The sequence below is a fragment of the Neobacillus niacini genome (genome assembly GCF_019749295.1).
Lineage (GTDB): Bacteria > Bacillota > Bacilli > Bacillales > Cytobacillaceae > Neobacillus > Neobacillus niacini_D.
Genome location: NZ_JACWFG010000021.1, coordinates 20,427 through 43,423, shown reverse-complemented (window position 1 = coordinate 43,423; position 22,997 = coordinate 20,427). Strand labels below are relative to the sequence as shown.

18 protein-coding genes, 2 pseudogenes and 1 other annotated feature are annotated in these 22,997 nt (G+C 36.9%); of the genes and pseudogenes, 10 read left to right on the top strand and 10 right to left on the bottom strand.

Features of this window, described 5'->3' with window-relative positions; translation table 11 throughout:
• Positions 1-185 precede the first annotated feature (185 nt).
• Positions 186-1,337 (top strand): N-acetylglucosamine-6-phosphate deacetylase, encoded by a 1,152-nt coding sequence (nagA, locus tag H0184_RS23690; RefSeq protein WP_221829120.1) that lies wholly within the window; start codon positions 186-188, stop codon positions 1,335-1,337.
• 108 nt (positions 1,338-1,445) lie between these two features.
• Here the strand turns inward: nagA and H0184_RS23685 are convergent, their stop codons facing one another.
• Positions 1,446-2,498, bottom strand: coding sequence for a lactonase family protein (locus H0184_RS23685; protein WP_221829118.1), 1,053 nt, complete (start codon positions 2,496-2,498; stop codon positions 1,446-1,448).
• A 148-nt stretch (positions 2,499-2,646) separates the two neighbouring features.
• Here H0184_RS23685 and H0184_RS23680 point away from each other — a divergent pair, with 148 nt between their 5' ends.
• Both H0184_RS23680 and H0184_RS23675 read left to right on the top strand, forming a co-directional pair.
• Positions 2,647-3,366 (top strand): DsbA family protein, encoded by a 720-nt coding sequence (locus H0184_RS23680; RefSeq protein WP_260631762.1) that lies wholly within the window; start codon positions 2,647-2,649, stop codon positions 3,364-3,366.
• A complete protein-coding gene (locus H0184_RS23675; RefSeq protein ID WP_221829115.1) occupies positions 3,359-3,766 on the top strand; it encodes a disulfide oxidoreductase in 408 nt (135 codons plus the stop codon). The genes H0184_RS23680 and H0184_RS23675 overlap by 8 nt, the downstream gene beginning before the upstream one ends.
• Before the next feature lie 32 nt (positions 3,767-3,798).
• On the opposite strand, the gene H0184_RS23670 is transcribed toward H0184_RS23675, so the two are convergent.
• The 6 genes from H0184_RS23670 to H0184_RS23645 form a co-directional block, all read right to left on the bottom strand.
• Positions 3,799-4,245, bottom strand: coding sequence for a Dps family protein (locus H0184_RS23670; protein WP_221829113.1), 447 nt, complete (start codon positions 4,243-4,245; stop codon positions 3,799-3,801).
• Positions 4,246-4,445: 200 nt separating this feature from the next.
• Complete coding sequence (locus tag H0184_RS23665) at positions 4,446-4,685, bottom strand: ATP-dependent DNA ligase (RefSeq protein ID WP_313771822.1); 240 nt, start codon at positions 4,683-4,685, stop codon at positions 4,446-4,448.
• Between the two features lie 162 nt (positions 4,686-4,847).
• Entirely contained in the window at positions 4,848-6,611 is a 1,764-nt protein-coding gene (locus H0184_RS23660; protein ID WP_221829109.1) for an OmpL47-type beta-barrel domain-containing protein, read from the bottom strand.
• 917 nt (positions 6,612-7,528) lie between these two features.
• Positions 7,529-7,783, bottom strand: a complete 255-nt coding sequence (locus H0184_RS23655; RefSeq protein ID WP_221829107.1) for a hypothetical protein — start codon at positions 7,781-7,783, stop codon at positions 7,529-7,531.
• A gap of 189 nt (positions 7,784-7,972) precedes the next feature.
• The gene (locus H0184_RS23650; protein WP_221829105.1) at positions 7,973-8,944 is read right to left on the bottom strand and encodes a ComEC/Rec2 family competence protein; all 972 of its coding nucleotides are present in this window, start codon (positions 8,942-8,944) and stop codon (positions 7,973-7,975) included.
• Positions 8,945-8,956: 12 nt separating this feature from the next.
• Positions 8,957-10,195 (bottom strand): patatin-like phospholipase family protein, encoded by a 1,239-nt coding sequence (locus H0184_RS23645; RefSeq protein WP_221829103.1) that lies wholly within the window; start codon positions 10,193-10,195, stop codon positions 8,957-8,959.
• 356 nt (positions 10,196-10,551) lie between these two features.
• On the opposite strand from H0184_RS23645, the gene H0184_RS23640 reads away from it, so the two are divergent.
• Complete coding sequence (locus H0184_RS23640) at positions 10,552-11,148, top strand: cell wall hydrolase (RefSeq protein ID WP_221829101.1); 597 nt, start codon at positions 10,552-10,554, stop codon at positions 11,146-11,148.
• Positions 11,149-11,474: 326 nt separating this feature from the next.
• Positions 11,475-11,729, top strand: a pseudogene (locus H0184_RS23635) (cell wall hydrolase); the annotation flags it as partial.
• A gap of 51 nt (positions 11,730-11,780) precedes the next feature.
• Here H0184_RS23635 and H0184_RS23630 read toward each other — a convergent pair.
• Positions 11,781-12,212, bottom strand: a pseudogene (locus tag H0184_RS23630) (peroxiredoxin-like family protein); the annotation flags it as partial.
• Between the two features lie 318 nt (positions 12,213-12,530).
• On the opposite strand from H0184_RS23630, the gene H0184_RS23625 reads away from it, so the two are divergent.
• Entirely contained in the window at positions 12,531-13,670 is a 1,140-nt protein-coding gene (locus H0184_RS23625) for an HAD family hydrolase (RefSeq protein WP_221829098.1), read from the top strand.
• Positions 13,671-14,004: 334 nt separating this feature from the next.
• Here H0184_RS23625 and serA read toward each other — a convergent pair whose 3' ends face one another.
• Positions 14,005-15,639 (bottom strand): phosphoglycerate dehydrogenase, encoded by a 1,635-nt coding sequence (gene serA, locus H0184_RS23620; protein ID WP_221829096.1) that lies wholly within the window; start codon positions 15,637-15,639, stop codon positions 14,005-14,007.
• 70 nt (positions 15,640-15,709) lie between these two features.
• Positions 15,710-15,921: a binding site (T-box leader), on the bottom strand.
• Between the two features lie 255 nt (positions 15,922-16,176).
• Here serA and H0184_RS23615 point away from each other — a divergent pair.
• Both H0184_RS23615 and thrB read left to right on the top strand, forming a co-directional pair.
• The gene (locus tag H0184_RS23615) at positions 16,177-17,472 is read left to right on the top strand and encodes a homoserine dehydrogenase (protein ID WP_221829094.1); all 1,296 of its coding nucleotides are present in this window, start codon (positions 16,177-16,179) and stop codon (positions 17,470-17,472) included.
• Between the two features lie 52 nt (positions 17,473-17,524).
• Complete coding sequence (thrB, locus tag H0184_RS23610) at positions 17,525-18,448, top strand: homoserine kinase (protein WP_221829092.1); 924 nt, start codon at positions 17,525-17,527, stop codon at positions 18,446-18,448.
• Positions 18,449-18,485: 37 nt separating this feature from the next.
• Here thrB and H0184_RS23605 read toward each other — a convergent pair whose 3' ends face one another.
• Positions 18,486-18,629 (bottom strand): hypothetical protein, encoded by a 144-nt coding sequence (locus tag H0184_RS23605; protein ID WP_221829091.1) that lies wholly within the window; start codon positions 18,627-18,629, stop codon positions 18,486-18,488.
• Positions 18,630-18,774: 145 nt separating this feature from the next.
• Here H0184_RS23605 and H0184_RS23600 point away from each other — a divergent pair, with 145 nt between their 5' ends.
• Positions 18,775-19,527, top strand: a complete 753-nt coding sequence (locus H0184_RS23600) for a glucose 1-dehydrogenase (protein WP_221829090.1) — start codon at positions 18,775-18,777, stop codon at positions 19,525-19,527.
• Positions 19,528-19,623: 96 nt separating this feature from the next.
• Positions 19,624-22,875 carry a BTAD domain-containing putative transcriptional regulator gene (locus H0184_RS23595; RefSeq protein WP_221829087.1) on the top strand — a complete coding sequence of 1,084 codons (3,252 nt, stop codon included), beginning with the start codon at positions 19,624-19,626 and terminating at the stop codon, positions 22,873-22,875.
• Positions 22,876-22,997 lie beyond the last annotated feature (122 nt).

Genomic DNA, 22,997 nt, shown 5'->3' with positions numbered 1-22,997 from the left:
ATAACATTAGGATTCTTCTCTAATTCTTTAATCTGGTATTCTGAAAATAGATTCTTACTCATGCAAATCCTCCGTCCACAATAATTCTTATATTATAAACGGGTTTTCTTTCTAGGAACATAGAAAAACCCGATTAAGGGGCACTTTTTATTAAGTGTCCATTAATCGGGTTATAGAGCAAAATCATGAGTTCTATTTTAATTCGTAATGTTCGTTTGATTTTAGATGAAGAACCAAAGCTTGGATGTATCCTTATCAGAAATGGACAAATAGAATCGGTGCATATGGGCAGCGCGTGTTCAGACTTTTCCGCTGATTATGAAATCGATGGAAAGGGCCAAATTCTCATTCCAGGAATGATTGATGTGCACATTCATGGAGCAGAAGGCTTTGATATGATGGATGGAACGATTGGCAGTGTGGAAGCAGTTTCTAAAGCCTGCGCAAAGACAGGATGCACCTCCTTCTTAGCCACATCTGTTTCTTCTTCCTTAGAAGATCTTCTTAAAATGATTACCAATGTAAAAGAGCTGTCTGGCAGCGAACCTGGGGCCGAAATTATTGGTATCCATATAGAAGGTCCATATTTAAATGTAAAACGAAAAGGTATGCAAAATGAGCGGTATTTAAGGCATCCTGATTTGGAAGAAATGAAAACCATCATGCAAAAATCAGGGACATTGCTCCGCATGGTTACGCTGGCGCCTGAATTGCCAGGTGGTCTTGAAATGATTTCTTTCTTAAAGGAAAAAGGAATCATTGCTGCGATTGCCCATTCTGATGCCACTTATGATGATGCAAAACAAGCATTTGCGTGTGGTGCCAGTCATATAACTCATTGTTTTAATGGGATGCGGCCAATTCATCATCGTGAGCCGGGAGTAATCGTAGCAGCTTTTGAAGAAAGTAGTGTTAGTGTTCAAGCAATCGTGGACGATGTCCATCTTCATCCAGCTATTGTACGGCTGTTATACCGGGAAAAGGGGCCTGATAAAATGGTATTAATTACAGATGCCCTGCAAGCTATGGGAATGGGTGATGGTACATACTTGTTCGGGGGGCATGAAGTTCGCGTAATGAATGGAGTCGCAAGCTTAGAAGATGGTACTCTTGCATCAAGTACAGTTACAATGAATGAAGCATTGGCAAAAACAGTTAAATTGGGAATTTCTTTGAAGGATGCCGTGAAGATGGCAACACAGACACCTGCAGATATACTGGGATTAGAGAATAAAGGCCGGATTAAATCTGGTGCAGATGCTGACTTAGTTCTAATGAATGATACTTTCGAGGTATTGTGGACAATGGTAAACGGGCGTATCGTCTTTCAGGCTTAAGCATTGTTTAGATGCCTATTTCGCCGACTATATAAAAAATGGGTATCTTAAATTAGATACCCGTTTTTTTCTTATTCAATTAGATGTGAAAACCTGTTAGTGTCTATCCTAAATAAACTTAACACAAACCGGGTGTGGTACATGAATATCAGATTGTACTAGAGTTAATTTTCCAGTACCTTCATCTCTAGTAAATAAAACCAGGTTGCTGGATTCTTGGTTGGAAGCAACTATATATCTGCCGCTAGGATCAATGGCGAAATCTCTCGGCCAATCTCCTTCAGTAGACGTATGTTCCACAAAACTTAGTGCTCCGGTGTCTTGGTTGACAGCAAAGACAGCAATGCTGTTATGACCACGATTACCTGCATAAACAAAGCGTCCATCTGCTGAAGTATGGATTGCGCTTCCTTGATTATTTTCTGTAAACTCTGCAGGAAGTGTTGAGATGTATTGTTCTTCTTTAAAGCTTCCGCTTTCCTGATCATAGCGTAAAACAACAACTTCCGAACTAAATTCCGTCATGAGATAAGCAATTTTCCCATTAGGATGAAAAGTAAGGTGCCGTGGACCGCTGCCAGATTTTAAAGGAAGAACTTGTGCTTTTGTAAGTTTTCCATCTGGATTTAACTCATAAGTGGTTAGTGAATCTGTACCTAAATCAATAGCCGCTAGATATTTTTCATCTGGAGTCAATCCTGCATAATGGACATGTGGTTTTTCCTGCCTAGGGTCAGGCCCTGAACCTTCATGCTGCATAATAGAAACGCTTGGCTGTACAGAACCATCTTCTGGATTAATTAAATGTGATTCAACTGTTCCCTTATGGTAATTTGCACTGAAGACAAATTGATTCTTACTATCTACACTCACATGGCAAGGTGAAGAACCTTCTGATAATTGGCGGTTAATAGGATTTAAATCACCATTGCCGCTAATAGAGTAGGCAGCAAGCCCGCCGGAATTGCCCTCTTTGACAACAGCATATAAATACTCTTTACTGCTGGACAGGTTCAGATAGGTTGGATTCTCAAGAGTGGCAACAGCTTTAATATCTGATATTTTTCCTTCAGTATTGTTTAAGGTAAAACGATAAATTCCCTTACTATCTCCTTTTGTATATGTACCAATATAACCATGCTGTAAATTAGTTGACGTCATGTAATAAACTCCTCACCATTTTAGTATTTCTTTTATTTTAACCTTAGTAGGGGTCTTCAGTCTAATAACTGGAATTTTTACTTATCCCGCTATATAGTTAATAGCATAAGTTTAGTAGATAAAAATTAAATAAATAAGGAGTTCAATTATGGCGCAGAAAAAGAAAAAGAAGGTTAACAAACCAACAAAATCCTCATCATCAAAATTTGTTTTTTGGATTATTGGATTGATTGCAGTAGCTATTATTGGATTTATTTTTCTAGCTAATAACCAAAAATCCGATGATAATGCAGGTAAAGAAGAGATTGATTATGCCAATCAGCCCTTTCTGGGTGAAGAATCTGCACCTGTTTCAATTGTTGAATTTGGTGATTACAAATGCCCGAATTGTAAAAACTTTGCAGACAACGTTGTCCCGCTTATAGTTAAAGAATTTGTTGATACTGGAAAAGCTAAATTCTACTATTTCCATTATCCGTTTATTAATGTCGATTCAAAACGAACAGCAAAATTTTCAGAAGCCGTTTACTCCGAACTGGGCAATGATAAGTTTTGGGAGTTTCATGAACTTATTTACGATAAACAGCCGGAGGATACTCGATATGAAAAAATCGATGTTTTCACAGAAGAATTCTTAACAGAAACGCTAAAAGAAATTGCTAGTGAGGATGAGGTTAAGAAGGTAGCAGCTTATTTTGATACCAAGGCTCCTGAGGACGCTTGGAAAAGTGATGAGGATCTTGCTGGGGAGCTAGGCGTTTCTGGCACTCCAACCATTTTTGTTAATGGTAAGAGATTTGATGGTAAAACGATGGACGATTTAAATGAATTAGTAGAGGAAGCCTCTAAGGGGGAAGGAAATGAATAAACCTTTGCTGCTATCTTGGGTTGCAGCTTTAATTGCAACCATAGGGAGTTTATATTTCAGTGAAGTTCTTCATTACATTCCTTGTACCCTATGCTGGTATCAGCGAATCTTTATGTATCCCTTAGCGATCATGCTGGGAATTGCTTTTTATCGAGATGATAACGATATTTTGAAATATGCTTTACCATTATCCATTATCGGAATGTTGATATCAGGTTACCATACTGCACTTCAAAAGATTCCTTACTTGCAGCAATTTGAAATGTGTAAGAGTGGTGTTCCTTGCTCTAAAGATTATATTAATTGGCTTGGTTTTATCACCATTCCAATATTGGCGTTTACCGCATTTACAATCATTACGGTTTGCTTAGTATTTATCGCACGCAGAAAAAGAGACTAGTGAATAGTCTCTTTTTTGATTGATTTATGGAATTAGATTGACTTACCAAGAAATGCTGTCAGCATCCACACATGTTTTTCAAGTCCAGAATGGATGGCTAGGAGCATGTCACCTGTTGTTTCATCGTCCTTTTCACCAGCAAGGGCCATACCTTCTTTTAACTCACCAATAATAATGGAGAAATCATTGATGATGGTTTGAACCATTTCCTCAGCTGATTCGTTTCCATTTGCTTCTTGAACAGAAGAAAGTTCAAGGCACTCTTTCATAGTAGCTACAGGGTTGCCTCCTATTGCTAGTAAACGTTCTGCCAACTCATCAACATGCAGTCCAGCCTCGTTATAAAATTCCTCAAATTTAGCATGTAGTGTGAAAAACTGGCCACCCTTCACATACCAGTGATAGTTATGTAACTTGATATACAATACAGACCAGTTTGCAATTTGTTTGTTAAGTATGCTGACTAACTGATTTTCCATTTATGAACCTCCATCATTTTGTCTTCTATTATATTATTACCAAAGATTAGGGTAGAATTCTGAGGGATATTTTGTCAATTTGATGAAGTTTATCTTTGTTACAATGAGATTTCATGAAATAAGGGTGCAATCGAATGTAAAATTATCACCTTATATATCCATTTATGGTTTCGGGTTGGAAATTAATCTAATAAGGATTATTATTCCAAATGATAGATAAAAAGGTCATGCTGTTGAATCAATTCAAAGTATTGTTCAGCATTGCCCTCTATCCATCTAACTTTATTTAAGAGTGGCGTGTCCTCCTTGATTACTTTTTCAAGGATTTCTTTTCGGTCCAATAATTGTAAACTCGTAATCTTTTCACCTTTGAAGTAAATAATATCAAAAACGCTGAAAGATATGTCATGCTGAGACTTATTAGACATAAACCTTTCCATAGTTGATTCGAAGTGAAACTGTTAGCTAATAGAGTCGTCAATTCTTCTAACGTAAAACATTGTAGTAAAAAACAACATAATTCTTTAAGAGAAAATTTATACAACAAAAAAATCCCCTAATGAGTAGGAATCAGCGGATTTCCGTAATAATAGACCATTTAATTATTTTTTAGATTTTTCATGTGGTACTGAAACGGTAACACTTTTAGTTGTCACATTTCCCGCCTTATCCGTAGCTGTATAAGTAATCGTATATACACGGTCATTTTCATTACTTATTCGATCAGCACGAAGTTCAAAGGAATCAGTAAAGTCAGTAATAGGTGTATTCAAATTTGCTTGAATATCATCAGGATTATGGTCTTCGTTGCTTGAAATGGATGTTAACATCACGGAATCAATATCTGATGTGGCATCAGTAGCATTAATTTGAACAGTAACTGTAACCATCCTTTGATCAGCTGGCCATAATGATGATTTGTCTAAACCAATGTTTAGTGCAGGAGCTGTTTTATCTAAATTAATTATTTTTGTATTAAATCCTTCAGTATTACTAACATTGTCTGTGCCGCGATAATCGATTATGTATGTTTCATCTTTATTTAGTTTAAAGGCCCCATTGTAGGGTGTCCATGGACCACCATTTTTACGGTATTCCGTTTTAACCCCACCGAATCCTGAATCTGTTGCACTTAAACTAACTTGTACATCAGATTTATACCAACCATTTTTCCCATTAGGTGAGCCTGGTTTTGTGCTTAATGCTGTAACAGGTGCCTTTTGATCTATAATGTATTTATAACTATCAAATTTTTCAGTAATACATACAACATCATTTTTGGATAAGAAGATTTTTGAAATTACTTCAAAATCAGGATGTCCCTTACCCGATCCAACTGTAGCAATTGACAAAGCCTTTTTACAGTATAAATACATCAGTTGGTCATTCCAGTTATTTCTAGAACCATGATGAGGTATAAAAAAAACTTTCAATTTTGACATAATATAACTATATTGTTCATTGAAATTCTTAAAAATTTTATTATCTTTTAGACTTAAATCACCAGTTAACAGGGTAGCAATTCTCTCTTTACAAGTTAAAACTCGTTCAGGAGCATGCATCATACATAGACTAATATTATTACTAATATATGTATATGCTTGAATATTCTTCTTAGAAAATACATTTTCAACAAAAGGTTTCCGTATTTCCTCACGGCTAATAAAATCCTTGAAATCTTTTATTTTATGCGTGCTAATAAAATCTCTGAAAGATTTATTTATATTTCTTATTTCAGTCGTTGATAATGGATAGTTATAAAAATCAAACAACCAATCAAATACCTTGAATTGATTATTTTTCAATTCTAAGATTTTAAAGGACTTATATAAATCTTCTTCTTTAACGTCTATATGAGTGTTTTTACCAGGATCTTTATTAGGCTTAGGTACCTGTAATTTCAGTTTTGTAGGAGTTTTAGATGCATCTTCTTCCAGTTCCTCTAACTCAGGAAATTCAGGATTTTTTTTCTTAGGATCTTGACCTTCAGGTATACTCGTAGATATTACCTTAGTTTCTGACTGAATGACTCCTTTAAGTCTTAGAATTTCTAGTTCGTATGAGAACAGATTAATATTCATATTTTTGAAATAGGGGAAGAAAATTCTTTTAATATTATAGTGACCTGCTATTTCATCTAATCCATTAATATGATCTCTATCAAAATGAGAAATAACTAACATATCAATATCTTTAGTATCATTAAAAGTTCTATATTCAGTTATACATTTCTTTAAATGCATTTCTTGCGAGTTACTACCACAATCATAAATAAAATTAAATTCATCATTATCTTTAATTAACTTTCCAGCGTAAAATAATCCTTGTCCCACAGGATAAGTGATAAATTCTCCTTTAGTTGACATACAATCATCCTTTATATTTGATTAGCGTTTTCTACTTTTGTCATTTTTTCAATAATGCAACGAATACGTTGCTAACCCTCTTCAATTTCTTTTAATAATGGTTACTAGTGACAGTACTGACCAAGGTCTTTTGTGAAAACGGTATTAGCTTGAGCTTATCCCCCTATAAGATTTCAGAAATGATGTCAACTAACTTTTTATCCCTGTGTAATTCCTTATGTTGTTTGCCCTACAAGACCGTCTTACTCCCTCTGTTAAGGATATTGGCTGCACTTGAGAAATCAACAGAATTTAATTGTGGAACATTCGTCCAATGCTCTTTATTAATTAAATGAGGGCACCATCTTTTCATACAGCATCAATTTTAACCATACCGTTCCAGATAAGGGCCTGAATTTCGATGTCGTGAAAAGAGTATAAATCAGTTCGACTAGTACCTATGGCCTTCTTAAAATCTCGATGAATCTCTTGGTAGATAGGCATTTCATATAATGGAAGGTGAGGGATGTGTTACTGGATGGGACAGCAACGGTAAGCTTGTTTGGACAAATACTTTGAAATCAAAAGGTAGATTCATATCATGGATTGATAACATGCTGGTTTTGTCTTTTGAAACTGGCGAAACACTTTGGCTTGATAGGGATAGTTTTACGTATACGGAGCAAAGATGCCTAAAGAGGCATGGACTATATCCCCAATACGAAACCAACCTAAATTTTTAATAGTAAATCAGGATAATCGTTTTGGAGAACAGCGAGTTTAAAGACATCATTATGTATGATATGTTTGACAGTTATATGACGGATTACTGCAACGTGAGAACTAAAAAGCATTTAATAGTAGAAACCTATAAAAGATTAAGAGAAAACACCAGAAAAAATAACGATCGGTCATCACACCGAACGTTATTTTTTTTCTTACTTATTGAAGGATTTATCACAAATTTCTTTAAGTTCTTTTAACGCTTCTTCTCTTGAATCAGCTTTTAATTGTGACCAGGAATTATTTTCTCCGCCGCTAACAACTGCTTTTCCAAAGTAGACTGCAGAATTTTCACCCCCTTCTTCCATCACAACTGCCCCAATATGTAATTCAATGAGTCTAGAAACTCCTTTGTTTTTAATTAAATATAAATGTGATTCGATTTTGCCATTACCTCTATTAGTAATCATTTTCCATTCCCCCTAAAATCGTATTCCTGTTTATTCTACACTATTCGATAAAAAATAGGATAACTAAAATGATTCTTTTGAATTATATATTTATTAACAAGAGAAAAGAGGCAGCTTCATGAAAAAAGTAGCGAGGCAATGCTGCCAAGCTACTTAAACAAAAATAGCATATAGGTTAAACAACCTATATTACTTCGTTCTTAATAAGTTAAGGAAAATATTTTCTAAAGCACTATTTTGTCTTAACTCTCTCGCCTTCGCCAACATGCTTGGCAGTTGTTTATTAACATAATCACGTTCACATTCGAACAGAGCAACTTCGTCATTCCTGCTTAATTTTATTCTTACATTTCCCGCATAAGATGTTGTTATAAAACGCTCACTACCTAGTGCTTCTCGATAATTTCCTAATGCTGAATCCTTTGGAAGAATTTTTCCCTTTGGAATTACGACCATTAGCGGGTTCATATGTTGTAGCACTTTTTTGCCAGGCCACCCAGATTGCCGTCCATGATGAGAAGCGATAAAGATGGTACATTTAAGTTCATCTGGATATTTCTCGTATAGCCATTCGAACGTTTCCTTTTCGGTATCTCCACCAATAATGACAGAACTTTTTCCGTAACTTATTTTTATTAAGTAGGACCCTTGATTGGATGATTCAGCTGCATAGGAAGCTGCCGGATGTAAAATTTGTATTTGGTCCCAGTCATATTCTTCAGTTCCAAAATACATATTGTTAGACCCACGTTTTGGTTCTACAAAAGTAACACCAGAGACTTTTCCTCCAACAATGCGTTTAATTAAATCCCCATCATCCGTGTTTGGCAGAGTAGCTATGTGTGAAGTAGGCATCCACAAATTTGTGGTACCGACATTTTCATAGAATTCTTTGAAACCACGAACATGGTCGTGATCAGGATGGGTGATTATCGTTCTAAAAGCTGACCCGCCTATCCGTGAGTTCCAATAGTTAATTGGATTCGTTGCAGTATAGACATAACCTCCAGCTGTTTCTTTCACAAATCTATCAGATTCTATTAATATTTCTTCCGCTCTGTCAGATTCAGATAATTTATGAATATCAATCATTGTGGTTCTTTTTTCGTGCTCGACCATTACACATTGCCCATTTTTTACATGTAATGTGTGAATAAGCATCCTGTTACCCCCCTATAAAATATTTGAAATGTTATCGACCAATTTTTTTTCTGAATGTAACTCCTGATGCTGTTTTCCCCATATATTTGTCTTGCTTCCTTTATTAAGGACTTCTGCTGCAGTAGGGAAATCAATAGAGTTTAAATTTGGAACATCATTCCAATGCTGTTCCTTTATTAAATGAGGGCACCATCTTTTCATTGCAGCATCAATTTTAACCATTCCATTCCATATGAGAGTATGGATTTCAAAGTCATGGAAAGCGTTTAAATCGGTTCGAATCGTACCAATAGCTTTCTGAAAATCACGATGAATTTCTGGATAAATAGGCATTTGTTCTGGAGGTGTAGGGGAATCTTTGTCAGGAACTACTTTTTTTGTATAGGTATCCAAAGGCTTAGCCAATTCAACCAATACGCTGTTGGCATTTAATGAATTAAATAGTAACCTTCTTCGTAGTTTCCCATTTTGGTCCATTGATACATCAATTGTTCTCTTCATCATAAAAAATTTATTTGGCTTTGTATTGCCCCAATGATCAACAACTCCAGAAGCATCAGAGACAATGAAATCTGCTTTTTTGGTAATAACAGATTCAGAACCTAGGTTGTCATAAACACCACCATCAGTTAAAAAAATTGACGATGGTGGAGATGAGTTAGGAACGTTGAGAAGTTGTCCATTTACCCATTTCAGAACAAAGCTTCTTCCTTCGGTATTAAATTTAAATGGTTTAAATAAAGGTGGAAAACATGCAGAAGCTACAATCCCATCTGCCACTTTATCAATGTGCGATGGCTGTGAAAAACCTGTTGCAGAATCACCAATTTCCGTTTGCGAGAACTTCCATGACATGGCGGAATTTAAGGATGTGGCATAACAATGCCAAGCAGGAAATTTACACAAATCCGAAAATGCAAGCCCATTGAACAATTGTTGATCGACGTATTTCGAAAACTTATGTGGATTATTGTTTAAAGGGTTTATTTTATATATTTTTTTGCGTGGTGAAGATTGGATGAATTTTATTAGTGGAACGATAACTCTTTGGTCGAAGTCATCAACATCTGAAAATGATTTTACAGTTAATTCCTTCATGATGAGTCCTGCTGTAATCGAACCACCTGAAATAGAATTAATTCTATGAATATGTTTAAAAAGGTCAAGGTAAATTAATCTTCGGACTAATCCAGCGTGAAAAAGCGAGGCTCTGAACCCTCCACCAGATAGGCATAGTGTGTACTTAACCATAAATATCTCCTTGTCTTATAGGATAAAAGCACCGAGTAAATCATACCATTTATTGTTAAAAAAGAATAGTTTTATATATTCAAGATCTGAAGAGAGTTTTGAGAGGCATTTTCTATAAAATGAGCACTGTAACAGTATTGAAACCATTTGTAAATAATGAGTGTGTTTTTTCCATTAAAGTCGATTATTGGAGAATTTGATATAGTGGGAAATTTTAACTAGTTCTTGTTTAATTGTTTTATAGCAATGATTGGAAGGCGTAAAACTAGATTACCAAGTTTTGGACAATGAATAGAAATATTACATTTGATAGCCTAGTAGTAGACAAACAAACGACTACTAGGAGGAATTAAAACATGAAAAAACTAAAAAAACTAATAGTTGCCGCTGGATTAATGTTATCAATTTCAGCATTTACTTTAACAAATCAAGCAGAGGCAGCCACAACTCGCACCATTCAATCTGGTGAGACATATTGGAAGATTGCTAAAGGGTTCGGTGTTCCTATCAACAGCTTAATGAGTGCAAACAATAGTAAGACACTTATTGCAGGTCAAACTATGACTCTACCAAACTCTCTAATTTCAGTAGCAGATAAAGATTTAATGGCCCGCTTAGTTCGTGCAGAGGCAGTTGGTGAACCATATGCTGGGAAGGTTGCTGTTGCAACGGTTGTTTTAAACCGTGTATTTATGAGCGATGATTTCCCTGACACGGTCCGTGGAGTCATTTATCAAATCTCAAATGGATATTATGCATTTACCCCAGTTGCTAACGGTCAGATTAACCAGCCTGCTGACGCTGAATCGAAAAGAGCTGTGAATGAAGCACTTGCTTTATTAGGTAAGGGAAATGGTTCTCTATTTTTCTATAATCCAAATACAGCAACAAGCAAATGGGTTGCATCACGTGAAGTAACAGTTAGAATTGGTAATCATGTATTTGCTAAATAAGGAATTATTAAAGTAACACCAATCTTAGTTGATTGGTGTTTTTTTCATGCTTAGTTTATCCAGATTAATAATTAATATCAGTCATACTTTATTTTTTCTATTACTTCTATTACTCCAACATTGCTTCAACCTCACAACAATACACTAATTAATCTTTAAGTGGAGGGTCTAGTTGGAGGGTCTTTTATTATGCATAAATTATGTATAAAATTATTATTTCTATTTTGACAGTCCATTTAATAATATTGTCAGAATGATAATGGCTTAATTTTCAGCATAATATCAATATTTTTTACTTCATAAGTGTATTTTGACAGTCAACTCTACCTATATTCCCAAACACAGTCCGCAGTGTAATCTATCAGATTTCTAATGGACATTATGCGTTTACACCTGTTGCAAACGGTCAAATCAATCAGCCGGCTGACGCAGAATCTAAAAGAGCCGTTAACGAAGCAATTGCTTTGATGGGTAAAGGAAATGGCTCATTATTTTTCTACAATCCAAAAACATCTACTAGCCAATGGATTTTTTCACGTGAAGTAACAGTAACAATCGGAAATCACCGTTTCGCTAGATAGAATAAAGCAAAGAAGTTAGTCATTAGTGTGACTAGCTTCTTTGTTTTGTATTCACAGTTTATTGATTTCTGCCAATATGTTATCAATTGTGGCATGGTCTTCTGGGGCTGTATCAATATGATTCCAAAGAATATTTCCTTTTTCATCAAATAACCATGTGCCGCCTTGGATATAGATATCATGTGTTTTCATTGCCTTTTGAACAAGCGCTTTTTGCTCGGGATCCTCAGGCATGAATGCTTTTGTTCCGCCTTTTAATAAGCCTTTTCCGGCTTTTGCAAGCAGCTTCCATTTCTTCATTGTTTGATGTCCCATGCTGTTATATAGTTCACGTTTAGGATCACCATACAAGGAGTATGGATAAGGTCCGAAAGCATCAACAAATTGTTCTAAGTAAGACCCGGTAGATGGGGTGATAATAATAATTTGGAATCCTGTTGCTGTAATTTCATCATATCTCTTGCGCAACTGCGTAAGCATTTCTCTGCAAACAGGTCAGCCAGGATGCCGAACAAATACGACTAAGCTTTTCTTATTCTCAATCACTTCATTGAATGTTTGTTCTTCTTTAAATGGTCTTTGTAGTACATAATCCATTTCTTTCACCTCAATTATTATGCCAAATACTTTTTGTAAGCTTACACTTAAATCTTTCATATTGAATTGTACACTATTTAATTTAAAACAATTAATTACCTTGTGAACATTAGATGTTTTTTTAATCATTATTTACTTTAAATATAGGTATTCACTGTGTTACGATAACGGAATAAAGCGGACAGGGAGAAGAGGGTGTTTTAGTTGATTGGAACAGTATTATTTGATGTTGATGGAGTTTTGTTAAGTGAGGAGCATTACTTTGATGCATCCGCCTTAACTGTATGGGAATTGCTCATTAGTAATAATTATTTGGCATTGTCACCTGCAAAATTCAAAACAGATTATAGCCCATCAGAGATTAAGGAAATCCGTGAGACTGTATTTGGAAAAAATGATGAGGCTCTTAAGCTATTGAAATCAAGAGGACTAAATGCGAATTGGGATATGATTTATTTGTCCTTTGGTCATCAATTTATTCATCTTTTATCTCAAATTAAGGAAACGGAGAAGGATAGAATAAAAGGCTGGCTGCAGGAACCAATCACTAGAGAAGTGCTTCTTGAAATAGGCAAGGTACTAGATAATTATGATGTAACCTTGGGGTTTGATCAATTTGTTCCTGATTTTGAAGTGTCAACGGAAACAAAACAAGAACTGTTCAATTATTTAAATTTGTTAGCGAAAGAGAAGCTAGGGGTTCATACAGATCTTTTTAGTGGTATCAGTGCGCTCTGGTCAGTATGTGAGCATGTCAGCCAGGAATGGTACGTGGGCGATGAGAATGTTGAAGAATCCACTGGCAGACCTTCTGTGCAGCTGGGGAAGAAAGGTTTTCTAGCAAATGAAACCACATTAGCAGAACAAGCAGAAATTGATGCACTTTTTACCTTCCTAACTGAATCAAGAGTGAAAATAGGGATAGGGACAGGGCGGCCTGAGCTTGAAACGATACAGCCATTTCAGCATTTGGACTGGCTAAAACACTTTGACATCAACCATATTGTTACTGCAGATGATGTGCTGAAAGCAGAAAAGGTCTTAATTGAAAGAAGGTCACTGTCTAAACCGGACCCATTCACGTACATCATGGGTCTGAAGGGCAGAGAAACTTCCGCAGAGGATTGTTTAAACACACCACTGCCAATTGAAAACGGTCAAGAGGTCCTAGTAGTGGGTGACTCTTTGGCAGACCTGCTGGCTGCAAGAAAACTGGGCTGCCAGTTTGCTGCTGTATTGACAGGATTATCCGGAAAAGATGCGAGAAGTACCTTTGAAAAGCACGAGGCAGACTATATTCTTGATTCGGTGTTGGATGTAAGAGGAATTATCGAGAAAAACTAAGAGAGATTGCCGAGCAATCCCTCTTCTTCTGTCCTTAGCTGTCAACATAAGGTTGATTAAATTAAAACTACGTGCCCATGCAGTGACAGTTACTGCGACGAGATTAGGGCTATTCGTTACCGTTACCCCGCATTTTCGGCTCGAACGGGCACGATTAGCGGCTATTCGTTACCATTAACCCGCATTTTCGACTTGAACGGGCACGATTAGCTCTTTTTCGTTACCGTTCACCTGCATTTTCAGCTTGAACGGGCACGATTAGCTCTTAGAACCAATCTTCAGCATTAACCCCCAAAAAAAAGACCAAATCCATATCAGATTGGTCTTCTTTTTGTTATTTAACTTTTTCTAACTCAAATCTTCCTGGATAAAAGGGGTCAACATTTTCTAACTCTAAAGATTGAGCTTCGTTTAGACCGTTAATTTGTGTGAGGGCACGAATGACCTCTGCAGTAATTTGCTTATCAAGGGTTAACACCATGATGGCTTCCCCGCCGACAGTTGTTCGGCCTACCTGCATCGTACCAATATTAATTTGGTAATCTCCAAGAAGTGATCCAACCTTACCAATCATACCAGGGACGTCCTGATGCTTTACAAGTAAAAGGTGGCTTTCAGGTCTTACGTCAATACGGTAATCGTTAATTTTCACAATTCTAGCACCGTACCCGTTTAAGACGGTAGCACCAATTTTAGCTGTTTCCGAGCCTTTTGTAATGGAAAGCTCCATATAGTTGGCAAAGCCTTTATTATTGGCGTTTTTCTGGACATTGTAGGAAACTCCCTGCCCCTTCAAAAGATGGAGCGCATTAATTAAATTAACGGAGTCACTTAAATGATAAGAAAGGATACCTTTAATCATGGTTCGAGTTAATAACTCTGTATCTTCCTCAATTAAATCACCAAAATAATTGATTTCTATTTTAGATGGAGCATGTTTTAATAATTGAACAACAAGCTGTCCCATCTGTTCCCCAAGGAGTAAGTATGGCTGCATTTTTTGCTGTGCCTCGCCAGACATTTGCGGCATATTTACCGCATTACGGATAGACTGTGTTTCAAGAATTTCAATGATTTCTTCACTAACTTCTTGAGCAACCTTTTCCTGCGCTTCTACTGTAGATGCTCCTAAATGGGGGGTTACAATAATATTTGGGTTATCCAACAATTCTGGATCGGCCACAGGCTCTTTTTCAAAAACATCAAGAGCAGCACCTGCAACATGCCCGGCTTGAATGGCTCTTACCAATGCCTTTTCATCAATAATTCCGCCTCGTGCGACGTTAACAAAACGGACTCCTTTTTTAGTCTTGCTAAGGTAGTCATCATTTACAAGTCCTTTTGTATCGTTTGTGAGTGGTGTATGAATCGTAATGAAATCCGACTCACGTGCAATTAAATCGAGACTCGCTTTTTTCATTCCTAATTTTTCTGCTCGCTCTTCGGTTAAGTATGGATCGTATCCTAATATGTTCATTCCAAAGCTTTTAGCACGTTTTGCGACTTCGGTTCCAATTTTCCCCATTCCAATAACACCAAGCGTTTTTTTGTATAACTCTACACCTTTGAAGGAATTTCGGTCCCATTCGCCGCCAACGGTTTTTTTGTGAGCTTGGGGAATCATTCTTGCCATTGAAAGCATCATCGCTAATGTATGTTCCGTTGCAGCAATCGTGTTGGCACCAGGAGCATTAATAACAATAATTCCTTTACCTGTAGCGGCATTCACATCAATATTATCTACCCCTACACCTGCACGGGCAATTACCTTAAGGCGGTCTGCATATTGAAGAAGCTCCGCGGTAACTTTTGTTTGGCTTCGTACAATTAAAGCCTCGTAATCTCCGATAATATTCTTTAGCTCTTCGGGCTTTAAGGTAGGCTGGCGCTCAACAATAAAATTAGGGTGATCAAACAACTTTTTTAATCCAGTATCACTAATACCATCAGTTACAAGTACCTTAAACATTTAGTCCTCATTCCTTTCTTTTCCTTATAATAAAATAAAAGTCCCTCATAACAGACAGATTTGTCTTGTTATGAGGGACGTGATCTACGTGGTGCCACCCTCTTTTGCTGCTAGAAACCAAGCAGCCTCAAACATGTTAACGGGTTGTTCCCGGGCATTCCTACTAAAGTTCAGTCTGCCAGTTCAGAAGGGCTGGGCTCAGATTAAGATATTGCACCGGTTCACAGCGGCCACCGGCTCTCTTAAGCAATTTCTTACTGCCGTCTTCATCAGTACATTTAAATTTTTTTACCTGAATTTAATGAATATTCTACATTGATTCCTTTAATATTGTAAAGAGATAAAATGAATAATTTTTTGAGTATTCAAATTTAAAAATTTTTTTAAAAAATGCAGACCAATGCTGGTGCTGTGTTAAGCGATTACATTGAATTTTTAAAAAAATTAGTCTATTGTAAATATAATGAGAGAATCATATAATGTCTACTATATAAATACAATTGTACGTATACAGTAGACAGTTTGGGAGGGATAGATATGAAAGCTATCAAAATTGGGTTACTCGGATTAGGAACAGTAGGTTCAGGCGTTGTAAAAATCATTAAAAATCACCAAGATAAATTAATGCACCAGATCGGGTGTCCTGTTGTAGTGAAAAAAGTTCTAGTCCAAGATGTACATAAACCGAGACCAGTAGAAGTAGACCAAGCTTTGTTGACATCAAGCCCATCTGATATCCTTCATGATCCAGAAATTGATGTTGTTATTGAAGTAATGGGTGGAGTGAATGAAACAAAAGAATATTTGCTTAGTGCCCTTCGCCAAGGTAAGCATGTTGTAACTGCTAACAAAGATTTAATGGCGCTGCATGGATCAGAATTGTTATCTGTTGCTTCTGAAAATGGCTGTGACTTATTCTATGAAGCTAGTGTTGCAGGTGGTATTCCTATACTAAGAGGCTTAGTTGATGGCCTTGCTTCTGATCGCATTACCCAAATGATGGGGATTGTAAATGGTACCACGAATTATATTTTAACAAAAATGAGCCAGGATGGTCTAGCATATGAGGATGTCCTCAAAGAAGCTCAAGAACTTGGATTTGCGGAAAGTGACCCTACTTCAGACGTAGAGGGACTGGATGCAGCCAGGAAAATGACTATATTAGCTACCTTAGGGTTTTCAATGCATATTGACCTGGATGATGTAAAGGTAAGTGGTATTACGAAGATTACAGAAGAAGATTTACGCTATGGAAAACAGCTGGGCTATACCATGAAGCTGTTAGGTTATGCCCACCGTGAAGGAGAAAAGGTTGAGGTCAGTGTTCAGCCGACATTCTTGTCCGACAACCATCCATTGGCTTCTGTTCAAAATGAGTATAATGCTGTTTATGTATATGGAGAAGCTGTTGGTGAAACCATGTTTTATGGTCCTGGTGCAGGAAGTCTGCCAACGGCAACCGCAGTAGTATCTGATTTAGTCGGAGTAATGAAAAATTTGCGGCTGGGTGTAAATGGACGCAGTGCCGTCACACCGCAATATCCGAAGCGTTTAAAGGATGATAATGAAAAGTACTCTAAGTATTTTTTACGAATCCATGTACAGGATGAAGTTGGGGTATTTGCTGAGCTTACTTCCATCTTTGCAAAACACGGTGTCAGCTTTGAAAAAATATTACAGCTGCCTGTTAAGAAAAATGAAACATCTGAAATTGTATTAGTTACACATCGAGCATCATTGACTAATTACGATGCTATCCTGCATGAATTAAATGATTTATCAGCAGTTAAAGAAATAAAGAGTGCATACAGAGTGGTGAGAAAATCACTATGAACGTTAAGCTTGAAAAGGTAGTTAAAGAACATATTAAGGGAGTTGTCCATCAATGACTCTTGCAGATGGAAAGTTTGTAATCAAGGTACCAGCAAGTTCCGCAAATCTTGGACCTGGCTTTGATTCAATCGGGGTTGCTCTTGATTTATATTTAAGCCTTGAAGTGATGAAGAGTGAAAAGTGGGAATGCTATTCTACTTCGGAAGAATTAAAGGATTTTCCAACAGATGAACAGCATTATATCTGCCAAATTGCACTTCAAACCGCAGCTAAATATGGTAAGGATCTTCATCCGTGTAAAATAAAGGTTGAAAGTGACATCCCTCTGGCCCGAGGCCTTGGTTCTAGTGCGTCAGCTATTATTGCAGGTATCGAACTTGCTGATACCGTTGGAGAATTAGGATTATCCAAGAAGGAAAAGCTATTGCTGGCCACTGAAATAGAAGGACATCCAGATAATGTTGGAGCCTCTTTATATGGAGGCCTTGTGATTGGCAGCTACCAGCAAGGTGAGGTCGATGTGGCAGCCATTAATGATATTTCATTTGAAGTGGTAGCACTCATCCCTCAGGAGAGCTTACTAACAAAGGATTCTCGCGGTGTTCTGCCGACAGAATTTTCTTATCATGATAGTATTCGTGCTTCTTCCATTGCAAATGTGCTGGTAGCTGCGCTCCTTAGTAAGAATTGGGAATTAGCCGGTGAAATGATGGAAAAGGATATCTTTCATCAGCCTTATCGGAAACCGCTGATTCCGTTTTATGATGAAGCGGCAATTTTCGCAAAATCCAATGGGGCATTCGGTGCGGCCTTAAGCGGAGCAGGTCCGACTGTTTTATGTTTTTGTGAAGAAGGTAAGGGTAAATTACTAGAGAAATCGATAAGTACAGCTTTTCCAAACATGAGTGCTAAACTGCTCTCCATTGACTTTACAGGAAGCACCGTATTCGAATTAAATAATTGTATTATGAATTAGGGCCGAGATTTGATCGGCCCTTTTTTTAGTATGGGGACTATCCTTTTAGTCCTTGCAGCCACTCCTGATAACATTCATGACAAAGTATCTCATCACTCTCAGTATTAGAACGTAAAAATGTTACATGGTGGTGTTGTTGATCCTCAATCTCATCTACACAATAGAAACATTTTTCCCGCATATTCCCTTTCTCCTTTTCCTAGAGGTCTCTTTAGTTTTTCAATAAAATAATTTTTGTTACCTAGAAATTATCACCATCAAAAATGAAGTTTACATTTTGAGATAAACTATAATGGATATAGACAAATAGCGGGAGGGATTGGAATATGGACTTTATAAACAAAGTAGTGATTGTAACAGGGGGAGCGAAGGGAATTGGCCGTGGTATTGTTTCTGCTTATGCTGAAAAGGGGGCTAAAGTGTTAATTGCAGATGTGGACGAGTTGGAAGGAAAACAGACAGAATTAGTCCTGAAACAATCAGGCAAAGATGTTCTTTATGTAAAAACCGACGTAAGAAATGAAAGTGATATTATTAATCTAATGGTAAAAGCAAAAGATACCTACGGACGGGTTGATATATTAATTAATAATGCTGGAAAAGGTTTGTTTAAATCACTATATGATGTAACGGTAGAGGAATGGGATGATATCATCCAAACCAATTTGCGAAGTGTTTTTCTTTGTTCACGGGAAGCAGCAAAGTATATGCGTGAAAATAAAGAGGGGGGAGCGATAGTAAACATGGCTTCAACCCGAGCGATTATGTCTGAGCCGAATTCGGAGGGATATGCAGCAACAAAAGGTGGAATCGTCGCCATTACCCATGCTTTAGCATCTTCACTCAGTAAGGACAGAATTACAGTTAATGCAATTTCACCAGGTTGGATTCACACAGGAGATTATTCTCAATTAACAGCTCTTGATCATCAACAGCATTTATCGCAGCGTGTCGGTAAACCGGATGACATCGCAAGAGCATGCCTATACTTAACGGCGAAGGAAAATGACTTTGTGACAGGGATTAATTTGGTTGTAGATGGAGGCATGACGCGGAAAATGATTTATGAAGAAGAATAAGACCCATAAGGTGGACAAAATGGAAACAATTCCACAAGCACTCCTTAATATGGTAAAATAGTGTAAAAATTAAGAAAATAGAAAGGAGGATAATAAATGAAGCTGCCAATCATTCAAACAAAGCTGCGTATTCCGGTTATCAAGGATGAATTCATTAGAAGGGCAAAGCTTACTCAAAAAATGAAGAAAATTCCTGATTACCCGTTAACCATCATACATTCAGGAGCAGGTTTTGGAAAAAGTACTGCGCTTGCTTTATTTATGAGGGATGAAAATATCCCAGGCTGCTGGTATTCCATCTCATCAATGGATGACGACATCCTTCCGTTCCTTTCTTATATCATCCATTCAATAAGGGGATACAATCCCGGCTTCGGACAAGAAATTGAGACGTATACCGAAACAATGGACCGTTACATAAGGGAAGAAGATCTAAATTACCTATGTTCATTATTTATAAATGAAATTCTTGAAATTAAGTCCGAAATCACATTAATTTTGGATGATTATCATCAAATTGAACATTCCTATACGATTAATAGCTGGATTGAAAAATTACTAGAGCATATACCCTCCAATTTACACTTGGTCATTTCGAGCCGGAGCCGTCCGGGTTGGAAGTATTTAACGAAAATGAGGGTTACCGGCCGCTTATTAGAGATTACTAGAGAAGATTTAGTATTAACGCTTGATGAAATGGAATTGCTATTAACAGATCTTTATGGGCTGGAAGTAGAGCCCGTACAGTTGCAAAAAATCTATCAACTTACAGAAGGATGGATTATTGCACTGTGCATGATAGCACAGCAGATTCCACTTACTGGTGATATCCCAGCACTATTCGAACATTCCTCATACTCACTTCAAGACTTATTCGACTATTTAGTGATGGAAGTCTTTTCAAAACAGCCTCCCATGATTCAACAATTTCTGGAACAAACTTCAATCTTAGAGGTAATAGAGGAAGAACTATGTGATGAGGTAATAGGTATTCAAGGTGCTTCTGGCTTGTTAGAGCAATTAAAAGAAAGAAACCTGTTCATTCAGAAGATTGGATTAAAGCATTATCGCTACCATGCTCTTTTTAAGGAGTTTTTAGAAAACGCTTTCTTGGAAAATAACCCAGCAGGATACTCATTACTTCATGAAAAATGTGCAAGGTTCTATGAAAAAAGGGCGATGTGGGAAGAGGCACTTTATCACTATAAAAAAATCAGTCATTACAAAGCAATCGCATCAATCCTACATGATAATGGCGTTAAAATGCTTGAAAATGGAAAGCTCAAAAGCTTGTCAGATCAACTAATGCTGATACCTGTCCCTGAGTTAAATACGTATTATCTTCTTTGGTTTTTAAAAGCAGAAGTCCATCGCTATCGCTCTCAATATCAAGATGCCGAGGAATGTTATAACAAAACCTATTTAGAAGCCGAAAAGAGAGATGATTTTCTCGGTATGAGTAAGGCATTAGAGGGAAAGGCGAAGATTTATCTAGATACCATTCAGCCTCATCAGGCCGAAAGGTTACTATATCAAGCAATTGAAGCAAGAGACAAAAGTATTAGCACAGAGGAAGAAAAAGCAAAGCTATATTTTTTACTTTCTGAAAATCTTCTGAATTCAGGAAAGTCATCAAATGCTGAAAAGTGGCTTCAAAAGGCAAAAGAGTATAGTCAAGCATCATTATTAGATGGGAATATTGAAGCCAGATTGTATTTAAGAACAGGCCGATTTGTAGAAGCAAAAAAGTTTCTTCTTGCCCAAAAAGAAGAGTTATCCAGTAAAGATGGTACAGCACTTCCTAACTCCCATAGAGAAAGTGATTTACTATTATCTTTGATAGAAGCCTTTACAGGGGAAGGTTTGAAGGCAAAGGAATTAGCACAAGCAGGCATACAACAAGGTATTAGTTTAAAAGCACCATTTGTTGAGGCATGCGGCTGGATTCGGATGGGGCATGCCGTACAAATTCTTGATAAATATAATTTGGAACTAGCGGAGCAATGCTACAATACTGCGTTAGATATAATGAGCAAGCTGAATGTAGAGAGAGGAAAAGCCGAACCGTTAATGGGGCTTTGCATTCTTTTTGGAACAAGGGGAGAATTTGAGCGGGCAATGGAGGCAGGAAAAAGAGCTTTACAGGAAACCGAAAAGGTACAAGATATTTGGCTTTCCGCAATGATAAGCTTATGTATGGGAATCACATGTATTTATAATGATAGGCTAAATAAAGGGCTTTTTTACTTAGAAAAAACAAGGGAGTTATTTATACAGTGTGAGGATTCCTTCGGACAAATGTTATCCAGTTTCTGGCTGTCCTATATTTTCTACTTAGAAAAAGATCAAGAAAGGTTTAGAGAAACAATGGATAAGTTTTTATATATCGTTCAACAAAAAGAGTTTGAGTTCATTTTTCATAAAATATCCGTTTTTGGTCCTAGGGATTTACAAATGGCCGTTCCATTGTTAATAGAGTCTGCAAAAGAGGATATACAAAAATCATATGCCGTCAAGGTTCTTCAGGATATGGGAATTACCTCCTTAGACTCACACCCAGGTTATTCGATTAGAGTCCAAACACTAGGACAATTTAAGGTTTGGCTTGGGGAAAGAGAAGTTGGGGAAAAGGAGTGGCAGCGAGAAAAAGGGAAGGAATTGTTTCAGTTATTACTTACTGTTAATGAATTAATTTCCAAAGAAGAGATTCTCCAAATACTCTGGCCTCGCCAGGATAAAAAACAGGCTGACCGAGATTTTAAAGTTGCATTAAATAGTCTTCACCATGTTTTAGAACCAATGAGGAAGGCGAGGGCAGCACCTTTTTTTATTATCAGAGAAGGAATATTTTATGGACTAAATCCTCATGCCCATATCGAATTAGATACAACTCAATTCCAAACCCTGATTCAGAATGGATTAAATGAAATATCCCAGGAAAAAGTAATGCTCCTTTTAGAAAAGGGGTTAAAACTTTATTATGGCGAATACTTGCCAGATCGACGTTATGATGATTGGTGCATAAGTAAAAGAGAAAGCATGCTGGTGTATTTTTTACGGGGGGCTGAGAAAATGGCTCAATTAATGGTCCGTAATGAAGAGTATGATCAGGCTATATATTGGTGTGAAAAAATACTAAAGAGGGATAGGACTTGGGAAGAGGCCTATCGGTTATTAATGTATTGCTATTATCGAAAAAACAATCGTCCACAGGCGATGAAATGGTACCAAAAATGCAAGGTAGTTTTAGAAGAAGAGCTTGGAGTTTCTCCGTTGGAACCGACAAAGAAAATGCATGACATGATTATCGAGTCAGAAAACTATAGTAATCAAATCGGACAGCTATAACGATTCCGTAATGAGACAAGTAAGGGAGCGGTTTCTATAAGAAATCGCTCCCTTACTATAGGTATAGGTCGATATGATTATTTGTAAATTTATGTTAATAGTACTTGACCGAAGAATAATTT